Source organism: Burkholderia latens (genome assembly GCF_902499045.1).
GTDB lineage: Bacteria > Pseudomonadota > Gammaproteobacteria > Burkholderiales > Burkholderiaceae > Burkholderia > Burkholderia latens.
Genome location: NZ_CABVPL010000015.1, coordinates 1 through 18,076 on the forward strand (window position 1 = coordinate 1; position 18,076 = coordinate 18,076).

The 18,076-nt window shown below is 67.7% G+C and carries 20 protein-coding genes; 14 read left to right on the forward strand and 6 right to left on the reverse strand.

Features of this window, described 5'->3' with window-relative positions:
• The 4 genes from BSE24067_RS12975 to guaA form a co-directional block, all read left to right on the forward strand.
• Positions 1-227: hypothetical protein (locus tag BSE24067_RS12975; RefSeq protein ID WP_217460367.1), on the forward strand; the 227-nt coding region annotated here is incomplete at its 5' end.
• Between the two features lie 51 nt (positions 228-278).
• Positions 279-1,739, forward strand: coding sequence for an IMP dehydrogenase (gene guaB, locus BSE24067_RS12980; RefSeq protein WP_034207642.1), 1,461 nt, complete (start codon positions 279-281; stop codon positions 1,737-1,739).
• 6 nt (positions 1,740-1,745) lie between these two features.
• Positions 1,746-2,351 (forward strand): hypothetical protein, encoded by a 606-nt coding sequence (locus BSE24067_RS12985; RefSeq protein ID WP_174904776.1) that lies wholly within the window; start codon positions 1,746-1,748, stop codon positions 2,349-2,351.
• A gap of 106 nt (positions 2,352-2,457) precedes the next feature.
• The gene (gene guaA / locus BSE24067_RS12990; protein WP_151064340.1) at positions 2,458-4,077 is read left to right on the forward strand and encodes a glutamine-hydrolyzing GMP synthase; all 1,620 of its coding nucleotides are present in this window, start codon (positions 2,458-2,460) and stop codon (positions 4,075-4,077) included.
• Between the two features lie 111 nt (positions 4,078-4,188).
• On the opposite strand, the gene BSE24067_RS12995 is transcribed toward guaA, so the two are convergent.
• Positions 4,189-4,356: a hypothetical protein gene (locus BSE24067_RS12995; RefSeq protein ID WP_170297452.1), complete on the reverse strand. Its 168-nt coding sequence runs from the start codon at positions 4,354-4,356 to the stop codon at positions 4,189-4,191.
• Between BSE24067_RS12995 and BSE24067_RS13000 the strand changes: the two genes are divergently transcribed.
• Entirely contained in the window at positions 4,303-4,839 is a 537-nt protein-coding gene (locus tag BSE24067_RS13000; protein ID WP_151064395.1) for a 2'-5' RNA ligase family protein, read from the forward strand. The genes BSE24067_RS12995 and BSE24067_RS13000 overlap by 54 nt on opposite strands.
• 120 nt (positions 4,840-4,959) lie before the next feature.
• Here BSE24067_RS13000 and BSE24067_RS13005 read toward each other — a convergent pair whose 3' ends face one another.
• Genes BSE24067_RS13005 through BSE24067_RS13025 form a run of 5 tightly spaced genes read right to left on the reverse strand, consistent with a single transcriptional unit; the run spans position 4,960 to position 9,100 of the window.
• A complete protein-coding gene (locus BSE24067_RS13005; protein ID WP_151064341.1) occupies positions 4,960-5,301 on the reverse strand; it encodes a gamma-butyrobetaine hydroxylase-like domain-containing protein in 342 nt (113 codons plus the stop codon).
• A complete protein-coding gene (locus BSE24067_RS13010; protein ID WP_151064342.1) occupies positions 5,298-6,293 on the reverse strand; it encodes a HEAT repeat domain-containing protein in 996 nt (331 codons plus the stop codon). The genes BSE24067_RS13005 and BSE24067_RS13010 overlap by 4 nt, the downstream gene beginning before the upstream one ends.
• A gap of 37 nt (positions 6,294-6,330) precedes the next feature.
• The gene (locus BSE24067_RS13015) at positions 6,331-6,576 is read right to left on the reverse strand and encodes a 4Fe-4S dicluster domain-containing protein (RefSeq protein WP_151064343.1); all 246 of its coding nucleotides are present in this window, start codon (positions 6,574-6,576) and stop codon (positions 6,331-6,333) included.
• A 17-nt stretch (positions 6,577-6,593) separates the two neighbouring features.
• The gene (locus BSE24067_RS13020; protein ID WP_151064344.1) at positions 6,594-8,333 is read right to left on the reverse strand and encodes a fumarate reductase/succinate dehydrogenase flavoprotein subunit; all 1,740 of its coding nucleotides are present in this window, start codon (positions 8,331-8,333) and stop codon (positions 6,594-6,596) included.
• Complete coding sequence (locus BSE24067_RS13025; RefSeq protein ID WP_151064345.1) at positions 8,330-9,100, reverse strand: GntR family transcriptional regulator; 771 nt, start codon at positions 9,098-9,100, stop codon at positions 8,330-8,332. The genes BSE24067_RS13020 and BSE24067_RS13025 overlap by 4 nt, the downstream gene beginning before the upstream one ends.
• A gap of 294 nt (positions 9,101-9,394) precedes the next feature.
• Here BSE24067_RS13025 and BSE24067_RS13030 point away from each other — a divergent pair, with 294 nt between their 5' ends.
• The 9 genes from BSE24067_RS13030 (at position 9,395) to uraD (ending at position 18,038) form a co-directional block, all read left to right on the forward strand.
• Entirely contained in the window at positions 9,395-10,612 is a 1,218-nt protein-coding gene (locus BSE24067_RS13030; protein WP_151064346.1) for an MFS transporter, read from the forward strand.
• Positions 10,613-10,884: 272 nt separating this feature from the next.
• Entirely contained in the window at positions 10,885-11,286 is a 402-nt protein-coding gene (locus BSE24067_RS13035) for a DnaJ family domain-containing protein (RefSeq protein ID WP_044843744.1), read from the forward strand.
• A complete protein-coding gene (gene tadA / locus BSE24067_RS13040) occupies positions 11,283-11,870 on the forward strand; it encodes a tRNA adenosine(34) deaminase TadA (RefSeq protein ID WP_151064347.1) in 588 nt (195 codons plus the stop codon). Before BSE24067_RS13035 ends, tadA begins: the two co-directional genes overlap by 4 nt.
• A gap of 109 nt (positions 11,871-11,979) precedes the next feature.
• Entirely contained in the window at positions 11,980-12,918 is a 939-nt protein-coding gene (ldcA, locus tag BSE24067_RS13045; RefSeq protein WP_151064348.1) for a muramoyltetrapeptide carboxypeptidase, read from the forward strand.
• Between the two features lie 313 nt (positions 12,919-13,231).
• Entirely contained in the window at positions 13,232-13,936 is a 705-nt protein-coding gene (locus BSE24067_RS13050) for a GntR family transcriptional regulator (RefSeq protein ID WP_151064349.1), read from the forward strand.
• A 149-nt stretch (positions 13,937-14,085) separates the two neighbouring features.
• Positions 14,086-15,570 (forward strand): NCS1 family nucleobase:cation symporter-1, encoded by a 1,485-nt coding sequence (locus BSE24067_RS13055; RefSeq protein WP_151064350.1) that lies wholly within the window; start codon positions 14,086-14,088, stop codon positions 15,568-15,570.
• A gap of 10 nt (positions 15,571-15,580) precedes the next feature.
• Positions 15,581-16,417 carry an aspartate/glutamate racemase family protein gene (locus BSE24067_RS13060; protein ID WP_151064351.1) on the forward strand — a complete coding sequence of 279 codons (837 nt, stop codon included), beginning with the start codon at positions 15,581-15,583 and terminating at the stop codon, positions 16,415-16,417.
• A 149-nt stretch (positions 16,418-16,566) separates the two neighbouring features.
• Positions 16,567-17,520 carry an allantoinase PuuE gene (gene puuE, locus BSE24067_RS13065; protein ID WP_151064352.1) on the forward strand — a complete coding sequence of 318 codons (954 nt, stop codon included), beginning with the start codon at positions 16,567-16,569 and terminating at the stop codon, positions 17,518-17,520.
• Positions 17,517-18,038 carry a 2-oxo-4-hydroxy-4-carboxy-5-ureidoimidazoline decarboxylase gene (gene uraD, locus BSE24067_RS13070; RefSeq protein ID WP_151064353.1) on the forward strand — a complete coding sequence of 174 codons (522 nt, stop codon included), beginning with the start codon at positions 17,517-17,519 and terminating at the stop codon, positions 18,036-18,038. Before puuE ends, uraD begins: the two co-directional genes overlap by 4 nt.
• Positions 18,039-18,076 lie beyond the last annotated feature (38 nt).

The following is an 18,076-nucleotide window of genomic DNA, read 5'->3' on the forward strand; positions in this document are numbered from 1 at the left end:
GGGCCACCGGCGCGTGCGGAGCCGCGTCGGCGCCGGGGGGCGGCCCGGTGCGGCGTTGTCCCCTGCGGCGACGTGCGCGGGCCGCGATCCCGGCCGATTCCGCCCGGTTGCGCGAATGGGCCGATCGCGGGGTGAAACGAAAAACGATCGAAAACGAACCGAACGGCGATCCGAACGATTCGGCCCCTCGACGCGTGGAAACGGCTAACCCGTTGTTCGTGTTGTGAAAATTCGCAGCGCTTCGCGTATAATTCGCTTTTGCGCCCATAGGATTTGCCATGCGTCTGATCCAAAAAGCACTCACTTTCGATGACGTGCTCCTCGTTCCCGCCTTCTCCGACGTTCTCCCGCGCGACACCAGCCTGAAAACCAAGCTGACCCGCAACATCTCCCTGAACATGCCGCTCGTGTCCGCCGCGATGGACACGGTCACCGAAGGTCGCCTCGCGATCGCGATGGCGCAGCAGGGTGGTGTGGGCATCGTCCACAAGAACCTCACGCCGGCCGAGCAGGCCCGCGAGGTCGCGAAGGTCAAGCGTTTCGAATCGGGTGTCGTTCGCGACCCGATCACCGTCCCGCCGCAGATGAAGGTGCGCGACGTGATCGCGCTGTCGCGTCAGCATGGCATCTCGGGTTTCCCGGTCGTCGAAGGCCCGCAGCTCGTCGGCATCGTCACGAACCGCGACCTGCGCTTCGAAACGCGCCTCGATGAACCGGTCAAGTCGATCATGACGCCGCGCGAGCGTCTCGTCACGGTCAAGGAAGGCACGCCGCTCGCCGAAGCGAAGGCGCTGATGCACAGCCACCGCCTCGAGCGCGTGCTGGTCGTCAACGACGCGTTCGAACTGCGCGGGCTGATGACCGTCAAGGACATCACGAAGCAGACCGAACACCCGGATGCGTGCAAGGACGAACACGGCAAGCTGCGCGCAGGCGCGGCGGTCGGCGTCGGTCCGGACAACGAAGAGCGCGTCGAGCTGCTGGTGCAGGCCGGCGTCGACGTGATCGTCGTCGATACCGCGCACGGCCACAGCAAGGGCGTGCTCGAGCGCGTGCGCTGGGTCAAGCAGAATTTCCCGCACGTCGAGGTGATCGGCGGCAACATCGCGACGGCTGCCGCCGCGAAGGCGCTCGTCGAATACGGCGCGGACGCGGTCAAGGTCGGCATCGGCCCGGGCTCGATCTGCACGACGCGAATCGTCGCGGGCGTCGGCGTGCCGCAGATCAGCGCGATCGCGAACGTCGCGGAAGCGCTGAAGGGCACCGGCGTGCCGTGCATCGCCGACGGCGGCGTGCGCTTCTCGGGCGACGTGTCGAAGGCCCTCGCGGCCGGCGCGAACGCCGTGATGATGGGCAGCATGTTCGCGGGCACCGAAGAGGCGCCGGGCGACGTGTTCCTGTACCAGGGCCGCCAGTACAAGTCGTATCGCGGCATGGGCTCGGTCGGCGCGATGAAGGACGGCGCGGCGGACCGCTACTTCCAGGACAACTCGGCGAACATCGACAAGCTCGTGCCGGAAGGCATCGAAGGCCGCGTCGCGTACAAGGGCTCGGTCAACGCGATCCTGTTCCAGCTGGTCGGCGGCGTGCGCGCGAGCATGGGCTACTGCGGCTGCCGCACGATCGACGAGCTGCACGAGAAGGCCGAATTCGTCCAGATCACCGCAGCGGGCATGCGCGAGTCGCACGTGCACGACGTGCAGATCACGAAGGAAGCGCCGAACTACCACGTGGACTGATCGCCGATGAAACCGCTGCTGCGCGCCGTGCTGATCGTCGATGCCGTGCTGCTGCTGGCGTTCGGCGTGCTGTTCGTGCTGACGCCCTGGCAGGCGCTGTTCGACGCGCTGCGGCTCGCGAACGTCCAGCCGGCGATGCTCGGCCAGGCGTTCGGCATCGCGCTGCTCGGGCTCGCATGGCTCGCGTTCCATGCGGCGGTCAACGGCGACCTCACGGCGCCCGTCGCGCGTGCGGTCGGCCACGTGAACTGGCTGATCGGCGTGCTGACGGTCGTATGGTCGCTCGGCACCGGCAACGGGCCCGCGCTCGCGGCCGCCGGCCGCGTGCTGTCGGCGATGGCCGGCATCGTGCTGATCGTGCTCGGTCTCGGCGGCGTGCGGCTCGCATCGGCCGTGCGGCGGCGCGAACGGGCGGAACGCACGCAGGCGCTCGAGGTCCGGGACGCGAAGCGTCCGGCCGAGCCGGCGCCGGCCGCTGCGCAGCCGCAGCGGGTCGAGCCGGTGGTGAGCCGTCCGGTGCCGGCGGCGCCGGCGGCGGCAGCTCCGTCGGCCGCATCCGATCGCGCGTCAGGCAGCGTCGCGTTCGACGCGCGCCCGCCGTCGCAGGATTGACCGGCGTGCGTCGCGCGAGCTGCCTGCCGCCCGACGTCGCCGCCCATGCTTTTGACGCAGCGCCTCGTGCGCTGCTTTTCTTATCATCTTCATCCCGTCCGCAGCCATGCACGACAAAATCCTGATTCTCGACTTCGGTTCGCAAGTCACCCAACTGATCGCGCGCCGCGTGCGCGAAGCGCACGTCTACTGCGAAATCCACCCGAACGACGTGTCCGACGACTTCGTCCGCGAGTTCGCGCCGAAGGCGGTGATCCTGTCGGGCAGCCACGCGAGCACGTACGAAGACCACCAGCTGCGCGCGCCGCAGGCCGTGTGGGAACTCGGCGTGCCGGTGCTCGGTATCTGCTACGGCATGCAGACGATGGCCGTGCAACTCGGCGGCAAGGTCGAGTGGAGCGATCATCGCGAATTCGGCTACGCGGAAATGCGTGCGCACGGCCATACGCGCCTGCTGGACGGCATCGAGGATTTCAAGACCGCCGAAGGCCACGGAATGCTGAAGGTGTGGATGAGCCACGGCGACAAGGTTGCCGAGCTGCCGCCGGGCTTCGCGCTGATGGCGTCGACGCCGAGCTGCCCGATCGCCGGCATGGCCGACGAAGCGCGCGGCTACTACGCGGTGCAGTTCCACCCGGAAGTCACGCACACGGTGAAGGGCCGTCAGATCATCGAGCGCTTCGTGCTGCAGATCGCCGGCGCGAAGCCCGACTGGATCATGAAGAACCACATCGAGGAAGCCGTCGCGAAGATCCGCGAGCAGGTCGGTGACGAGGAAGTGATTCTCGGCCTGTCGGGCGGCGTCGATTCGAGCGTCGCGGCCGCGCTGATCCATCGCGCGATCGGCGACCAGCTGACCTGCGTGTTCGTCGACCATGGCCTGCTGCGCCTGAACGAAGGCAAGATGGTGCTCGACATGTTCGAGGGCCGTCTGCATGCGAAGGTCGTGCACGTCGATGCGTCCGACCAGTTCCTCGGCCACCTGGCCGGCGTGACCGATCCGGAGCAGAAGCGCAAGATCATCGGCCGCGAGTTCGTCGAGGTGTTCCAGGCCGAGGCGAAGAAGCTGTCGAAGGCGAAGTGGCTCGCGCAGGGCACGATCTATCCGGACGTGGTCGAGTCGGGCGGCACGAAGACGAAGAAGGCGACGACGATCAAGAGCCATCACAACGTCGGCGGCCTGCCGGAAACGCTCGGCCTGAAGCTGCTCGAGCCGCTGCGCGACCTGTTCAAGGACGAAGTGCGCGAACTCGGCGTCGCGCTCGGCCTGCCGCCGGAGATGGTGTACCGCCACCCGTTCCCGGGCCCGGGCCTCGGCGTGCGGATCCTCGGCGAAGTGAAGCGCGAATACGCGGACCTGCTGCGTCGCGCGGACGCGATCTTCATCGAGGAACTGCGCGGTACGGTCGCGACCGCGCAGGATGCGGCTGCGGGCCTGTGCGGCGAGGCCGACGTCGGCAAGACGTGGTACGACCTGACGAGCCAGGCGTTCGCGGTGTTCCTGCCGGTGAAGTCGGTCGGCGTGATGGGCGATGGCCGTACGTACGACTACGTGACGTCGCTGCGCGCGGTGCAGACGACCGACTTCATGACCGCGCACTGGGCGCACCTGCCGTACGCGCTGCTCGGCCGCGCGTCGAACCGGATCATCAACGAAGTGCGCGGGATCAACCGGGTCGTGTACGACATCTCGGGCAAGCCGCCGGCGACGATCGAGTGGGAGTGATCCGTCACCGAGCCGCGGGCCGGTAGCCGGCCTCGGCATCGAACGATGAAACGCCCGGCAGGGAAACCTGCCGGGCGTTTTTTTGCGCCGTGCGCGGATTCGTCGGATTAATCATAATGGACGCTCGTTCATCGGCGTATCGACCATGCTGCCGTGATCCAGCTGACTCTTCCCGGATTCGATGTGCGTCCCCCGGTGGCCGAGCATCGCTTTTTCTTCGCGGTGATGCCGGACGCGGACACGGCCGCGCACCTTGCCGGCATCGCGCGGCGGCTGCACGGCGGGAATCCGTGTATGAGCAGGCCGCTGCACGCCGATCGGCTGCACGTGACGCTGTATCCGCTCGGCGATTTTGCTTGCGTGCCGGGCGCCACGCTCGCTCGCGCGTGCGCCGCGGCGCGCCGCATCGACGTGCGATCGTTTCGCGTCACCTTCGACCAGATCGTCAGTTTCAACGGACGGCCCGGCCATTGCCCGCTGGTGCTGACGGGCGGCGCGGGGCTCGAAGCGTTGATGGCGTTTCGGCAACGGCTTCGCGGTGCGCTCGGCGAAGCGGGGCTGCGCGTGTCGGCCGCGCGTTTCACGCCCCATGTGACGTTGCTGTACGGCGAACGACGGCTCGGTCAGTACCGGATCGAGCCGATTTCCTGGACCGTGTCCGAATTCCGGCTGATCCACAGCTGGCTCGGCAGGACACACTACGACATCATCGGACGCTGGCCGCTGCCGATTGCGGATTTCTCGCGCCGATCCTCGGGCTGATATCTCGCTTCCGTCCCCGTTGCGGAGATCGCTGCGACGCGGGCGGTGTGGTGCGCGTCGCTGCTCGGCGCCACGCCGAAAGGGGGCGCGCCATCTGGATCGAATTGCCGGCGGTCAGCTTCAGCTCGCGCAATGGAACGAGGCAAGCGGATCGCGCTGGCTGACGCCCGCATGCGTGTCGCGCTCGCCGAGTCTCGCCAGATACGCCCACGGATAAATCCCGCGCGCATGCCCATCGCCGAACAGCAAACGGATGCCGTACCCGGCGGCTTCGACGCCGTCCAGCATCAAGTCCGCCTGCGCATCGACCCGCCCGCCGTCGAGCCGGATTTTCCGGCACGCCGCGCACGGGCAATCGCTGCGCAATCGCGCATAGCCGATGCGTTGCATGCCGCCGTCCGGCCAGCGCAGCGTCAACGCACGCGCCGCATGATCGAGCAGGATCTCGGTCGGCGCGATCATCGCGCGTCGCCCTCGATCTGCGCGATCGCGATCCGCACGGCCTTGCGCACCTCGGGATCGCGATCGTCCAGCGCGTCATGCAGCGCGGCGAGCGTCGCAGGATCGCGCAGTTCGCCGAGCGAAAGCGCGGCCTCCTTGCGCAGATTGCTGATCGTATGCGCGAGCAGCGGGACGATCACCGGTGCCGCTGCGGCATCGCGCAGCTGGCCGAGTGCGCGCACCGCGCGCAAGCGCACCTGCCAGTAGTCGTCGCCGAGCGCGGCGACGAGCGGCTCGCGCGCGATCGCGACGCGCAGCTTGCCGAGCGTCGCGGCCGCTTCTTCGCGGACTTGCCATTCGGTGTCGCGCAGCGCCGCAAGCAAAGCGGTCACGACGGCCGGCTCGCTCGGTGTTGCAAACCCGACTGCACCGACCGCGATGCGCCGCACGTCCGCATGCGCATCGGCCGTGGCGGCGCGAGCGAGCGGCGCCAGCGCGCGATCGTCCTTGAGCCAGCCGAGGACGGCGACGGCCTCGGCGCGCACGGCGGGCGACGGCGCATCGAGCGCGCGCAGCGCCGGTTCGAACGCGTTCGGGTCGCGCAGTTCGCGCAAGCCGCGCAGCACGGCGCCGAGCACGAACGGCTCGGCGCGCTCGGCCCAGCGGCACAGCACCTCGCCGGACGCGACATCCTTCAGTTCGGACAGGCTTTGCGCGGCGGCCGCGCGCACGTCATCGTCGGAATCGAGCAGTGCGCAGCACAGCGCGTCGACGACGTCGGGCTGTTCCCACGCAGCCAGCACACGCGCGGCTTCGCCGCGCACGTCGGCGCACGCATCGTCGCGCAGTGCGGCTACGAAAATCGGCACGAGGTCGGGATCCTCGAGATCGGCGAGTTCCAGCAGCGCGATACGCCGCACGGACGCGTCGGGCGCGGCAACGCGCGCGACGAGCGCGGCGAGGCCGGGATCGTGCGCGCCGGGCAGCGGAAAGACGGGGGAAGAGGTGGTCATGGGCGAAAAGTCGGGGCAGTAAAGGGGGCTCACCCGGTCAGCGCAGCAGGTACGGGATGTCGACCTTGACCGCGCCGGTCGGGCAATCGCGTTCGCACGGCATGCAGTACCAGCATTCGTCGAACTGCATGTACGCCTTGCCCTTGGTCACGTCGATCGCGAGCAGATCGAGCGGGCACACGTCGACACAGACGGTGCAGCCCTTGTCGGCGATGCACAGCGATTCGTCGATCGTCACGGGCGCGCTGCTGCGCAGGAAGATGTCGTGCGGGGTATGGGGCACGGTAGGGCTCCTTGAAGTCAGAGTGCAGCCGCGAGTGCGGCCGGTTCGCGGATACGCAAATGCGCGTACGCGCTGCGTTCATCGTCGGCGAGCGGCACGACGTACGGTTCGACCGGCCGCTTCTCGCTGCGCATCGCGCCGTCGGCGCCCTTGCGCAGCCAGGTGTGGCAGAACCAGTCGGCGTCGTTGCGCTGCGGATAGTCGACGCGGTGGTGATACAACCCCCAGCGGCTCTCGGTGCGGAACAGCGACGCGCGCGCGGCCATTTCGGCGCAGTCCCGGATCGCACGCACCTCGGCCGCACGCATCAGCTCATGTGGGTGGCTGGCCTTGATCTCTTCGATATCCTCATTGATGGCGTCAAAGCGTTGCAGACCGATTTCCATCTTGCGCGTCACCTTCGGCGGTTGCAGATAGTCGTTCACCATGCGCCGCAGCTTGTATTCGACCTGCGCAGGCGCGAGGCCGTGCTCGCGCGCGAGCGGCGCGAGCACGCGCGCGCGTTCGGCCGCGACCTGCTCGTCGTCCACCGGCGCGTGCTCGCGGCCGGCCACGTAGTCGGCCGCGTTCTGCCCGGCGAACCAGCCGTACGTGAACGCGCCGAGCATGTAGTTGTGCGGGACGGCCGCCATGTCGCCGGCCGCATAGAGTCCGGGCACGGTCGTCTCCGCACGCGCGTTCACGTACACGCCCGACGCACTGTGGCCGCTGCACAAGCCGATCTCGGAGATGTGCATCTCGACCATCTGGCGCCGGTAGTCGGTGCCGCGGCCTGCGTGGAAGCGGCCGCGGCTCGGCCGCTCGTTCGTGTGCAGGATCTGCTCGATGGTCTGGATCGTTTCTTCCGCGAGATGATCGAGCTTCAGGAACACCGGGCCGTTGCCGCTTTGCAGTTCCTGGTAGAACTCCCACATCATCTGGCCGCTCCAGTAATCGCACTCGATGAAGCGCTCGCCCTTGCCGTTCGCGGTGAAACCGCCGAGCGGCCCGGTCACGTACGCGCACGCCGGACCGTTGTAGTCCTTGATCAGCGGATTGATCTGGAAGCACTCGAGGTTCGCGAGCGCGGCGCCCGCGTGATACGCCATCGCGTAGCCGTCGCCGGCATTCGTCGGGTTTTCGTACGTGCCCATCAGGTAGCCGGACGCCGGCAGCCCGAGGCGGCCGGCCGCGCCGCAGCACAGGATCACGGCCTTCGCGCGGATCACGTGAAAGTCGGCCGTGCGGCAGTCGAAACCGAGCACGCCGCTCGCGCGGCCGTGCGTATCGGTCAGCACGCGCGTCGCGACGATCCGGTTCGTGATCGCGATGCGCGCGCGCTTCAGCTGGCGGTACAGCACCTTCTTGATGTCGTGGCCTTCCGGCATCGGCAGCACGTACGAGCCCATGTGGTGGACCTTCTTCACCGCGTAGTCGCCAGTGCCGTCCTTCTCGAACTTCACGCCCCAGCGGTCGAGCTGCTCGATCGTCGCGAAGCTGTGCGTCGCGTACGCGTACACGGCTTCCTGATCGACGATCCCGTCGTTCGCGATCGTGATCTCGCGCGTGTACTGCTCGGGCGTCGCATGGCCGGGGATCACCGCGTTGTTCAGGCCGTCCATCCCCATCGAGATCGCGCCGCTGCGCTTCACGTGCGCCTTCTCGAGCAGCAGCACGCGCAGCGACGGGTCGCGCTCCTTTGCCTTGATCGCCGCCATCGGGCCGGCCGTGCCGCCGCCGACCACGACGATGTCGTATTCGAGTACGTGGGTATTCATTGCGGGTTCCTTGCAGGTTGGGGCGCCTTCTGCCGATCGATGCGCAGCCGGTACTGGAAGGCGTCGCCGCGAAAGTACAGGTGTTCGTAGTCGATCGGCGCACCCGATGCGTCGTGGGTGAGCCGCTCGATCCGCAGCACGGGGCTGCTTTCCTCGACACGCAGCGCATCGACGATTTCATCGTCGGCGAGGATCGCGTCGATCGACACGTCGGCGTGGCCGAGCGGCACGCCGCAGTCGTTCTCGAGGATCAGGAAGATGTCGCGGGTCGCGAGGTCGGCGCCCGCGAGCCGCTTGCCGAGCGCTTCGGGCACCCACGTCTGTTCGAGCGACACGGGCTCGCGGTTCAGCAGCCGCACGCGATGGATCTCGACGAGCGGCGCGCCTTCCGGCACGTGCAGCTTCGTCGCGAGATGGCGGTCGGCCTTCACGGTCCGGAACGTGCGCAGCTGGTTCACGATTTCGTAACCCATCGACGACATCGCCTCGGCGAAGCCTTGCAGCGACGTCACGTTCTGGAACGCCTTCGGCTTCGATACGAACGTGCCCTTGCCGTGCAGCTTGAACAGCAGGCCTTCCTTCTGCAGGTCGCCGAGCGCCTGGCGCACCGTGATGCGGCTCACGTCGAACATTGCGCAGAGCGCGTGCTCGGACGGCATTCGGCTGTGCGGCGCATAGGTGCCGTCGAGAATGCGCGCGCGCAGCGTGTCCTTGATCTGCACGTAGAGCGGTGCCGCCGACAGCGGCACGACGTTGGATGGGGTCATCGGTCGACTTGTTATGACAAGATGACCCGAGTGTAGTGAGCCTGTTCGTGCACCCGAACCAACTATTTCTGCTTTCGACTTTCCGATTCCGGGAAAGGCGGGGCGGGCGCCGATTGGCCGGTCGTCCGCCGCCCGGATTGGCGCACACGCGGATTTTTTTGCGCTGGTGCACGCGAGCGTGTCGATTTTCCGGCGTGTCGGGCGTCGTATCGGTATCGATGGCGGTGTGCGAACGTAGCGCTGTTCGTTATTGCGTGATCGATCCGTGTCCGACCAACAGAAAGGAGATGCCAGATGCGTAATTCCCGCTACCGCTGGGTGATCGTCGCCGCGGGCGGCGTGATGGGCTGTGTCGCGATCGGCGCGATGTTTTCGCTGCCCGTGTTCCTGCGGGCCATCGCTCACGACACCGGGTGGTCGATGACCGGCATCTCCGCCGCGATGACGCTCGGCTTCATCGCGATGGCGTTCGCGAGCATCGGCTGGGGCAGCCTGTCGGACCGGATCGGCACGCGCGCGGTGGTCGTGACCGGTGCCGTGCTGCTGTCGGCGAGCGTCGCGGCCGCGAGCCGCGCACCGTCGCTGCTCGCGTTCCAGCTGATGTTCGGGCTGGCCGTCGGCGGCGCGACGGCCGCGATATTCGCGCCGATGATGGCGTGCGTGACCGGCTGGTTCGACACGCATCGCAGCCTCGCGGTGTCGCTGGTGTCGGCCGGCATGGGAATGGCGCCGATGACGATGTCGCCGCTCGCCGCGTGGCTCGTGTCGGCCTACGGCTGGCGCACGTCGATGCTGCTGATCGCCATGTTGGCCGCCGCCGTGATGATCCCGGCATCGCTGCTCGTGCGGCGCGCGCCTGCGCTGGACAGCGCGCGCACCGAACCAGCGAATGCAGGCGGGCCGCACGTTGCGCCGCTGTCGGTCCGCGCCGCGCTGCGCTCGCCGCAGTTCGTCGTGCTGCTGCTCACCAACTTCTTCTGCTGCGCGACGCACTCCGGCCCGATTTTTCATACGGTCAGCTACGCGGTGACTTGCGGGATTCCGTTGATCGCTGCGGTGTCGATCTACAGCGTCGAGGGGCTCGCCGGCATGGGCGGGCGAGTCGCGTTCGGGCTGCTGGGCGACCGTCTCGGCGCGAAGCGCATGCTGGTCGCCGGGCTGCTCGCGCAGGCGCTCGGCGCGCTCGGGTACTACTTCGTGCGAACGCTCGACGGCTTCTATGCGGTCGCGGTGCTGTTCGGCTTCATCTATGCGGGCGTGATGCCGCTCTACGCGGTGCTCGCACGCGAAAATTTCCCGCTGCGGATGATGGGCACCGTGATCGGCGGTTGCGCGATGGCCGGCAGCCTCGGGATGGCGGCAGGGCCGGTTGCGGGCGGCTTGATCGTCGATGCGCTCGGCAGCTACGGCTGGCTGTACGTCGGATCGTTCGCGATCGGCATCGGCGCGTTCGTCGTCGCGATGATGTTCAGGCCGTTCCCGCGCGAGCGCTCGGAACCGGTCGCCGCATGACCGGCCAGTCGCGAAACGGCGCTTTCGGCGGGGTGGCGAGCACCGGTTCGTCCCGGCGAAAATAAAGAACGGCGCCGGATATCGCGCGCCCGAACGGCGCCGAATCCGCGCGGAGCCTGCTGCGGCGCAGCACAGCGGCAAGTCGCGGCGATCGGCGCGCATGCGCGGCGATTCGTGCCCTAAAAGCGCAATGTCGAGCATCCGTTCGAAGGGCCTGTCATACGCACGTCACCCTGCTAGAATTCGCCTGCCGCATTTGTTCCGATTGACTGATGAGATTGCTTGACGCACTGGTCGAACAACGTATCGCCGCCGCCGCCGCGCGGGGCGAGTTCGACGATTTGCCGGGTACCGGCGCGCCGCAGGCGCTGGATGACGACCTGCTCGTACCCGAGGAGGTACGCGTGGCCAACCGTATCCTGAAAAATGCGGGATTCGTGCCGCCGGCCGTCGAACAACTGCGCGCGCTGCGCAACCTGCAGGATGAATTGCAGGCAGTCAGCGACCGCGCCGCGCGCTGTCGGCTGCAGGCGAAGATCCTCGCGCTCGACATGGCGCTCGAATCGCTGCGCGGCGGCCCGATGGTGATGCCGCGCGACTATTGCCGGCGCATCGCGGAACGTCTGTGCGAGCGCGGGCTCGACGACGCACCCGCCGAAGCGGGGCCGATGTGAGCGCCGACGCGCAGCACGACGCGGCCGCTGCATCTGCCTGCGCAGTCCCTTCCGATTCTCCCGTTCGCGAAGCCGCGCCGGTGTCGGCGCGCGACGTGCATTTCATGCGGCTCGCGCAGGCGGCCGCGGAAGAGGCGCGGGCGGCCGGCGAAGTGCCGGTCGGCGCGGTGCTCGTGCGCGGCGACGAAGTGATCGCGCGCGGCTTCAACCATCCGATCGGCGGCCACGATCCGTCGGCGCACGCGGAGATGGCCGCGCTCCGGATGGCCGCGCAGCATCTGCAGAACTACCGGATGCCCGGGTGCGAGCTGTACGTGACGCTCGAGCCTTGCCTGATGTGCGCGGGCGCGATCATGCACGCACGGATCGCGCGCGTCGTCTACGGCGCCGCCGATCCGAAGACCGGCGCATGCGGCAGCGTGATCGACGCGTTCGCGAATCCGCAGCTCAATCACCATACCGAAGTGGCCGGCGGCGTGCTCGCCGACGAATGCGGCGCAGCGCTGAAGTCGTTCTTCGCGGAGCGCCGCCGCGCGCTGCGGGAAGCACGGCTCGCCCGCGACGCAGAATCCGGCCCGGCATAATCGTCTCGGCCGCGGCCGTTGCCCCGAGCGCGGCGGGGCCGTGCGCTTCGATGAACCCGACACGGTTCAGGCCCTCTAAGCAGGTTTGACGAACCCGATACCTTTCGCCATGTCCTTCCAGCCCGCAGCGTCCTACACCATCCGCCTGCTCGCGCCGTCCGGTTATCCGCACGATCCCGATGCGATCAATCGCGCGCTCGAGCGCCTGAGCGGCGCGCAGCATCGCGTCGAGAACCTCGAGGCGACGCAGCGGCGCTTTCAGCGTTTCGGCGGCACCGACGGTGAACGCGCCGGCGACCTGAACCGTCTGGCAGACCCGGAGCGCCGGCTGCCGGACATCGCGCTCGCGGTGCGCGGCGGCTACGGCGCCGCGCGCATCCTGCACGGCCTCGACTATCGTGGGCTCGAGCGCCGGCTGCGCGACCAGCCGATCGCGCTGGTCGGGCACAGCGACTTCACCGCGATCCAGCTCGCGCTGTACGCGAAGGCACGGATCAAGACGTTCGGCGGGCCGATGCTGTCGGCCGACTTCGGCGCGGAAACGCCGAGCGACTTCACGATGCAGCATTTCTGGCAGACGCTGACGCAGCCGACCACGACGATCGTTGCCGAAGCGCCGCAGGTGCAGAGCGCGAACGTGACGGGCACGCTGTGGGGCGGCAATCTCGCGATCCTCACGTCGCTCGTCGGTACGCCGTACATGCCGGACATCGACGGCGGCATCCTGTTCATCGAGGACGTGAACGAGCAGCCGTTCCGGATCGAACGGATGATTTATCAGCTGCATCTGTCCGGGCTGCTCGCGCGCCAGCAGGCGCTCGTGCTCGGTCAGTTCACGGGCGCGCGGCCGTTCGAATACGACAACGGCTACGACATGCAGGCGATGATCGACCACGTGCGCTCGGTGGTCGGGATCCCGGTCATCACGGGGCTGCAGTTCGGTCACGTGCCCGATCTGCTGACCCTGCCGTTCGGCGCGCACGCGCAACTCGTCGCGAACGCGCACGGTTTCCGGCTCACGCTGTCGGATTATCCGCATCTCGGTTGAGCCAGGCGGGCGGATACCATCGAAAGGCGGAGGTTTTCCGCCTTTTTCTTTAACTATGTGCGCAACTAACGGTCGGAAATTTTCGTCGCTGCAGACCGGACCGAACGCACGGCGTGCACCATTTTTGTCAACAAAATGACGGGTCGGGTATACACCGCGAGCCGCTGCGGACAAGCTCGGGATGCCCGCCGTGCCTGGATTTCGCGCATCGCGCACCGATCTGGCACGACACGATGCACGGCGATTGTGCGCGCATCGCGAAAAGAATTGTTGACAATCTTTATGTCCGTCCTAGGATGAGGACCATTACACGATGCGCAACATGAACGAGCCCGATTCCAGTCCGTCCGGCGCGGCCGGCCCCGAAGCGATCGCGGAGCGGATCCGTACCGCGATCCTCGAGCATCGGCTCGCGCCCGGCGCGAAGCTGACGGAGGCGCAGCTCTGCGACGTATTCGGCGTGAAGCGCGGGACGATCCGGCAGGCGCTCGCGCAGCTCGCGACCGACAAGCTGGTCGATCTCGAGCCGAACCGCGGCGCGTTCGTCGCGAGCCCGACGCTGCAGGACGTGCACGAGGTGTTCGAGATGCGCCGGATCATCGAGTTGGCCGTCGTCGAGCGGCTCGCGACCGGGCCGGGCGCGAAGCGGCTGAAGGGCGTCGCCGCACTGATCGACAAGGAACGCCGCGCGTTCGAGCGGCACGACTTCGCGGCGTGGATCCGCCTGTCGGGCGAGTTCCATACGGCGCTCGCCGCGCTGGTGGGCAATGCGACGCTCTGCGAGTGCCTCGACGGGCTCGTCGCACGCTCGACGCTGATGTCGGCGCTGTACGAATCGCACGGCCGCAGCCCGTGCTCGTTCGACGATCACGGCGAGATCCTGGCCGCGCTGGAAGCGGGCGACGCAAAGCGGGCGGCGGCGCTGATGGCGCATCACCTGCAGCATGTCGAACTGAAGATGCTGGACCGGCCCGCGCAAGGGCAGGTCGATTTGCGCGAAGTGTTCGGCGGCGCCTGAGCGGCGACGCGAACCCGGCCGCGCGCCACACGACGAGAGCAATGCAGGCCGGCGGTTTGCGCCGCCGGCCGCCAGTCCGACTCCGGACGACGATCCGGAGCGATATCGATGACGGTGGAGCGGCCGCCTGGCCGCATCAAGGAGAAGTCATGGCTCAGTTCAGTGTGGCGCACGACAGCGCGTACCCGGCGGAAGAAGGCGGCGAGGGCGGCGGATCCCCGATGCCGGACGGTTACAGCCAACGTCTGTACAACGAAGATTTGGCACCCCTCAAGAATCAGACGTGGGGCTCGTACAACATCTTCGCGTTCTGGATGTCGGACGTGCACAGCGTCGGCGGCTACGTGTTCGCCGGCAGCCTGTTCGCGCTCGGGCTGACGAGTTGGCAGGTGCTGATCGCGCTGATCGTCGGCATCACGATCGTGAACCGGCTGTGCAACCTGATCGCGCGGCCCAGTCAGCAGATCGGCGTGCCCTATCCGGTCGCGTGCCGCGCGACGTTCGGCGTGCTCGGCGCGAACGTGCCAGCCGTGATTCGCGGGCTGATCGCGATCGCGTGGTACGGCATCCAGACCTATCTCGCATCCAGCGCGCTCGTGATCGTCGTGCTGAAGTTCTTTCCGCAGTGGATGCCGTATGCGGACGTCCATCGCTACGGTTTCCTCGGGCTGTCGGCGGTCGGCTGGGCCGGCTTCATGCTGCTGTGGGTGCTGCAGGCGTTCGTGTTCTGGAACGGGATGGAGACGATCAAGAAGTTCATCGACTTCGCGGGTCCGGCCGTCTACGTCGTGATGTTCATCCTGGCCGGCTACATGGTGTGGCGCGCGGGCTGGCGCAACATCGGCCTCAACCTCGGCGGCGTCAAGTATCACGGCGCGGAAGTGCTTCCGGTGATGATCACGGCCGTGTCGCTCGTCGTATCGTACTTCTCCGGGCCGATGCTGAATTTCGGCGACTTCTCGCGCTACTGCCGTTCGTTCGGCGACGTGAAGCGCGGCAATTTCTGGGGGCTGCCGGTCAACTTCCTCGCGTTCTCGCTCGTCACGGTGATCACCACCGCCGCGACGCTGCCGGTGTTCGGCGAACTGATCACCGATCCGGTCGAGACGGTCGGGCGCATCGACCATCCGACCGCGGTGATCCTCGGCGCGCTGACCTTCACGATCGCGACGATCGGCATCAACATCGTCGCGAACTTCGTGTCGCCCGCGTTCGATTTCTCGAACGTCGCGCCGCGGCTGATCAGCTGGCGCGCGGGCGGGATGCTCGCGGCCGTCGCATCGATCTTCATCACGCCGTGGAACCTGTTCAACAATCCGGCCGTGATCCACTACACGCTCGACGTGCTCGGCGCGTTCATCGGTCCGCTGTACGGCGTGCTGATCGCCGATTTCTATCTCGTGAAGCGCGGCCGGCTCGTGCGCGACGACCTGTACACGATGTCGGAGCGCGGCAGCTACTGGTACACGGGCGGCGTGAACCGCCGCGCGCTCGCCGCGCTGCTGCCGGCCGCGGTGATCGCCGTGCTCTGCGTGATGGTGCCGGGCTGGCAGGCCGCCGCGAATTTCTCGTGGTTCATCGGCGCAGGGCTCGGTTTCGTGTTTTACCGGCTGCTTGCGAGCGCGAACGCGTGAGGAGTGGGCGATGAAGATCAAGCTGATCAATCCGAATACGACGCAGCGGATGACCGACGCGATGGGCCGCTGCGCGCGTGAAGTCGCGGCCGCGGGCACCGCGATCGTCGCGGTGAGCCCGCCGATGGGGCCGCCGTCGATCGAGGGCTATTACGACGAGGCGCTCGCGACGCCCGGCCTGCTCGCCGAGGTCGCGCAGGGCGAGCGCGACGGTTTCGACGCGTACGTGATCGCATGCTTCGGCGATCCGGGCCTGTACGCGGCGCGCGAGGTCGCGCGCGGGCCGGTGATCGGGATCGCCGAAGCGGCGATGCACGCGGCGAGCGTGCTCGCGCCGGGCTTCTCGGTCGTCACGACGCTCGCGCGCACGTGCGGGATGGCGTGGCATCTCGCCGAGCGCTACGGGATGAAGCGGTTCTGCCGCAACGTGCGCGCGACCGACGTCGCGGTGCTCGAGCTCGACCGGCCCGGTTCGGCCGCGCGGCGGATCATCGTCGACGAATGCCGGCGTGCGCTGGACGAGGACGGCGCCGACGCGATCGTGCTCGGCTGCGCGGGGATGGCCGAATTCGCGCACGAGATCGAGCAGCAGATCGGCGCGCCGGTGGTCGAGGGCGTCACGGCTGCCGTGAAGTGGGCCGAGGCGCTCGTGTCGCTGCGCCTCGCGACCGCCAAGCGCGGCGATTATGCGCGGCCGCTGCCGAAGCGCTATGACGGCGAATTCGCGCGCTTCAGCCCGCCGGGCGACGCGCCGGCAACCGCGCCGGCCGGCGACGCCGCGCGCGACGGGAACCCCGCACCGGAACCGGCCCCGACTTTGCCGCAACCGCACATACACTCCGTCTGACACGCACTATCTGCGCCGCTGTATGGGCGCGTATGAACCTTTTCGCTACACTGGGCCGTCATCGCATCGGCCCGTGCGGCCGGCCTCCGGCGCCTGCGCGGGTCGATGCGAACCCATTATTTCAGCGAGCTTCCGCGTACTTCGAACCCATGTCACTCGATCCGAACTATCCTCGCGACCTGATCGGCTACGGCCGCCATCCCGTGCAGGCGAACTGGCCCGGGCGTGCCCGCGTCGCCGTGCAATTCGTGCTGAATTACGAGGAGGGCGGCGAGAACTGCGTGCTGCACGGCGATCCCGGTTCCGAGCAGTTCCTGTCCGAAATCGTCGGCGCGGCATCGTATCCGGACCGCCACATGAGCATGGAATCGATCTACGAATACGGGTCGCGTGCCGGCGTGTGGCGCATCCTGCGTGAATTCGAGAAGCGCGGGCTGCCGCTGACGGTGTTCGGCGTCGGCATGGCGATCGAGCGTCACCCGGAGCTCGCGCGTGCGTTCGTCGAACTCGGCCACGAGATCGCGTGCCACGGCTGGCGCTGGATTCACTACCAGAGCATGACGCCCGAGCTCGAAGCCGAACACATGCGCCTGGGGATGGAAGCGATCGAGCGCGTGACGGGCGAGCGTCCGCTCGGCTGGTACACCGGCCGCGACAGCCCGAACACGCATCGCCTCGTCGCCGAATACGGCGGGTTCCTGTACGACTCCGACAACTACGGCGACGACCTGCCGTTCTGGATGGACGTGCAGGTGTCGGGCGGCGGCACGACGCCGCAGCTGATCGTGCCGTACACGCTCGATACGAACGACATGCGCTTCGCGACGCCGCAGGGCTTCAACACCGGCGATCACTTCTTCCAGTACCTGCGCGATGCGTTCGACGTGCTGTACGCGGAAGGCGACGAAGCACCGAAGATGCTGTCGATCGGCATGCACTGCCGGTTGCTGGGGCGGCCGGGGCGGTTCCGCGGGCTGCAGCGGTTCCTCGATCACATCGAGCAGCACGATCGCGTTTGGGTGACGCGCCGTGTCGATATCGCGCGCCACTGGCGCGAACATCATCCGTATCAGCCCAATCATCGAAACGAAGGGAAAGCATGAAGGCGATGCGTTACACGTTGGAGCAACTGAACACGATGGCGCCGAGCGCATTCGTCGCGGCGCTGTCGGGAATCTTCGAACATTCGCCGTGGGTGGCTGAGGCCGCCGCGGGCAAGCGGCCGTTCGCGAGCATCGACGCGCTGCACGAGACGATGTCGGCTGCAGTGGAAACGGCCGGCGACGCGCGCCAGCTCGCGCTGATCAACGCTCACCCGGAACTGGCCGGCAAGGCCGCGGTGCGCGGCGAGCTGACGGCCGAGTCGACGCGCGAGCAGAGCGGTGCGGGCCTCGACCAGTGCACGCAGGAAGAGTTCGACAAGCTGCTGACGCTGAACCGCACGTATCGCGAGAAGTTCGGCTTCCCGTTCATTCTCGCGGTGCGCGGCTACGACCGGCACGGCATCATCGCGAACTTCGAGTCGCGCGTGAATCATTCGCGCGACGAGGAACTGCGCGCGAGCCTCGACCAGATCTACCGGATCGCACGCTTTCGCCTCGACGACCTGATCGACGCGTGACACCGCGACTGGCCTGCTGCGTCGCGGCGGCCCGATTG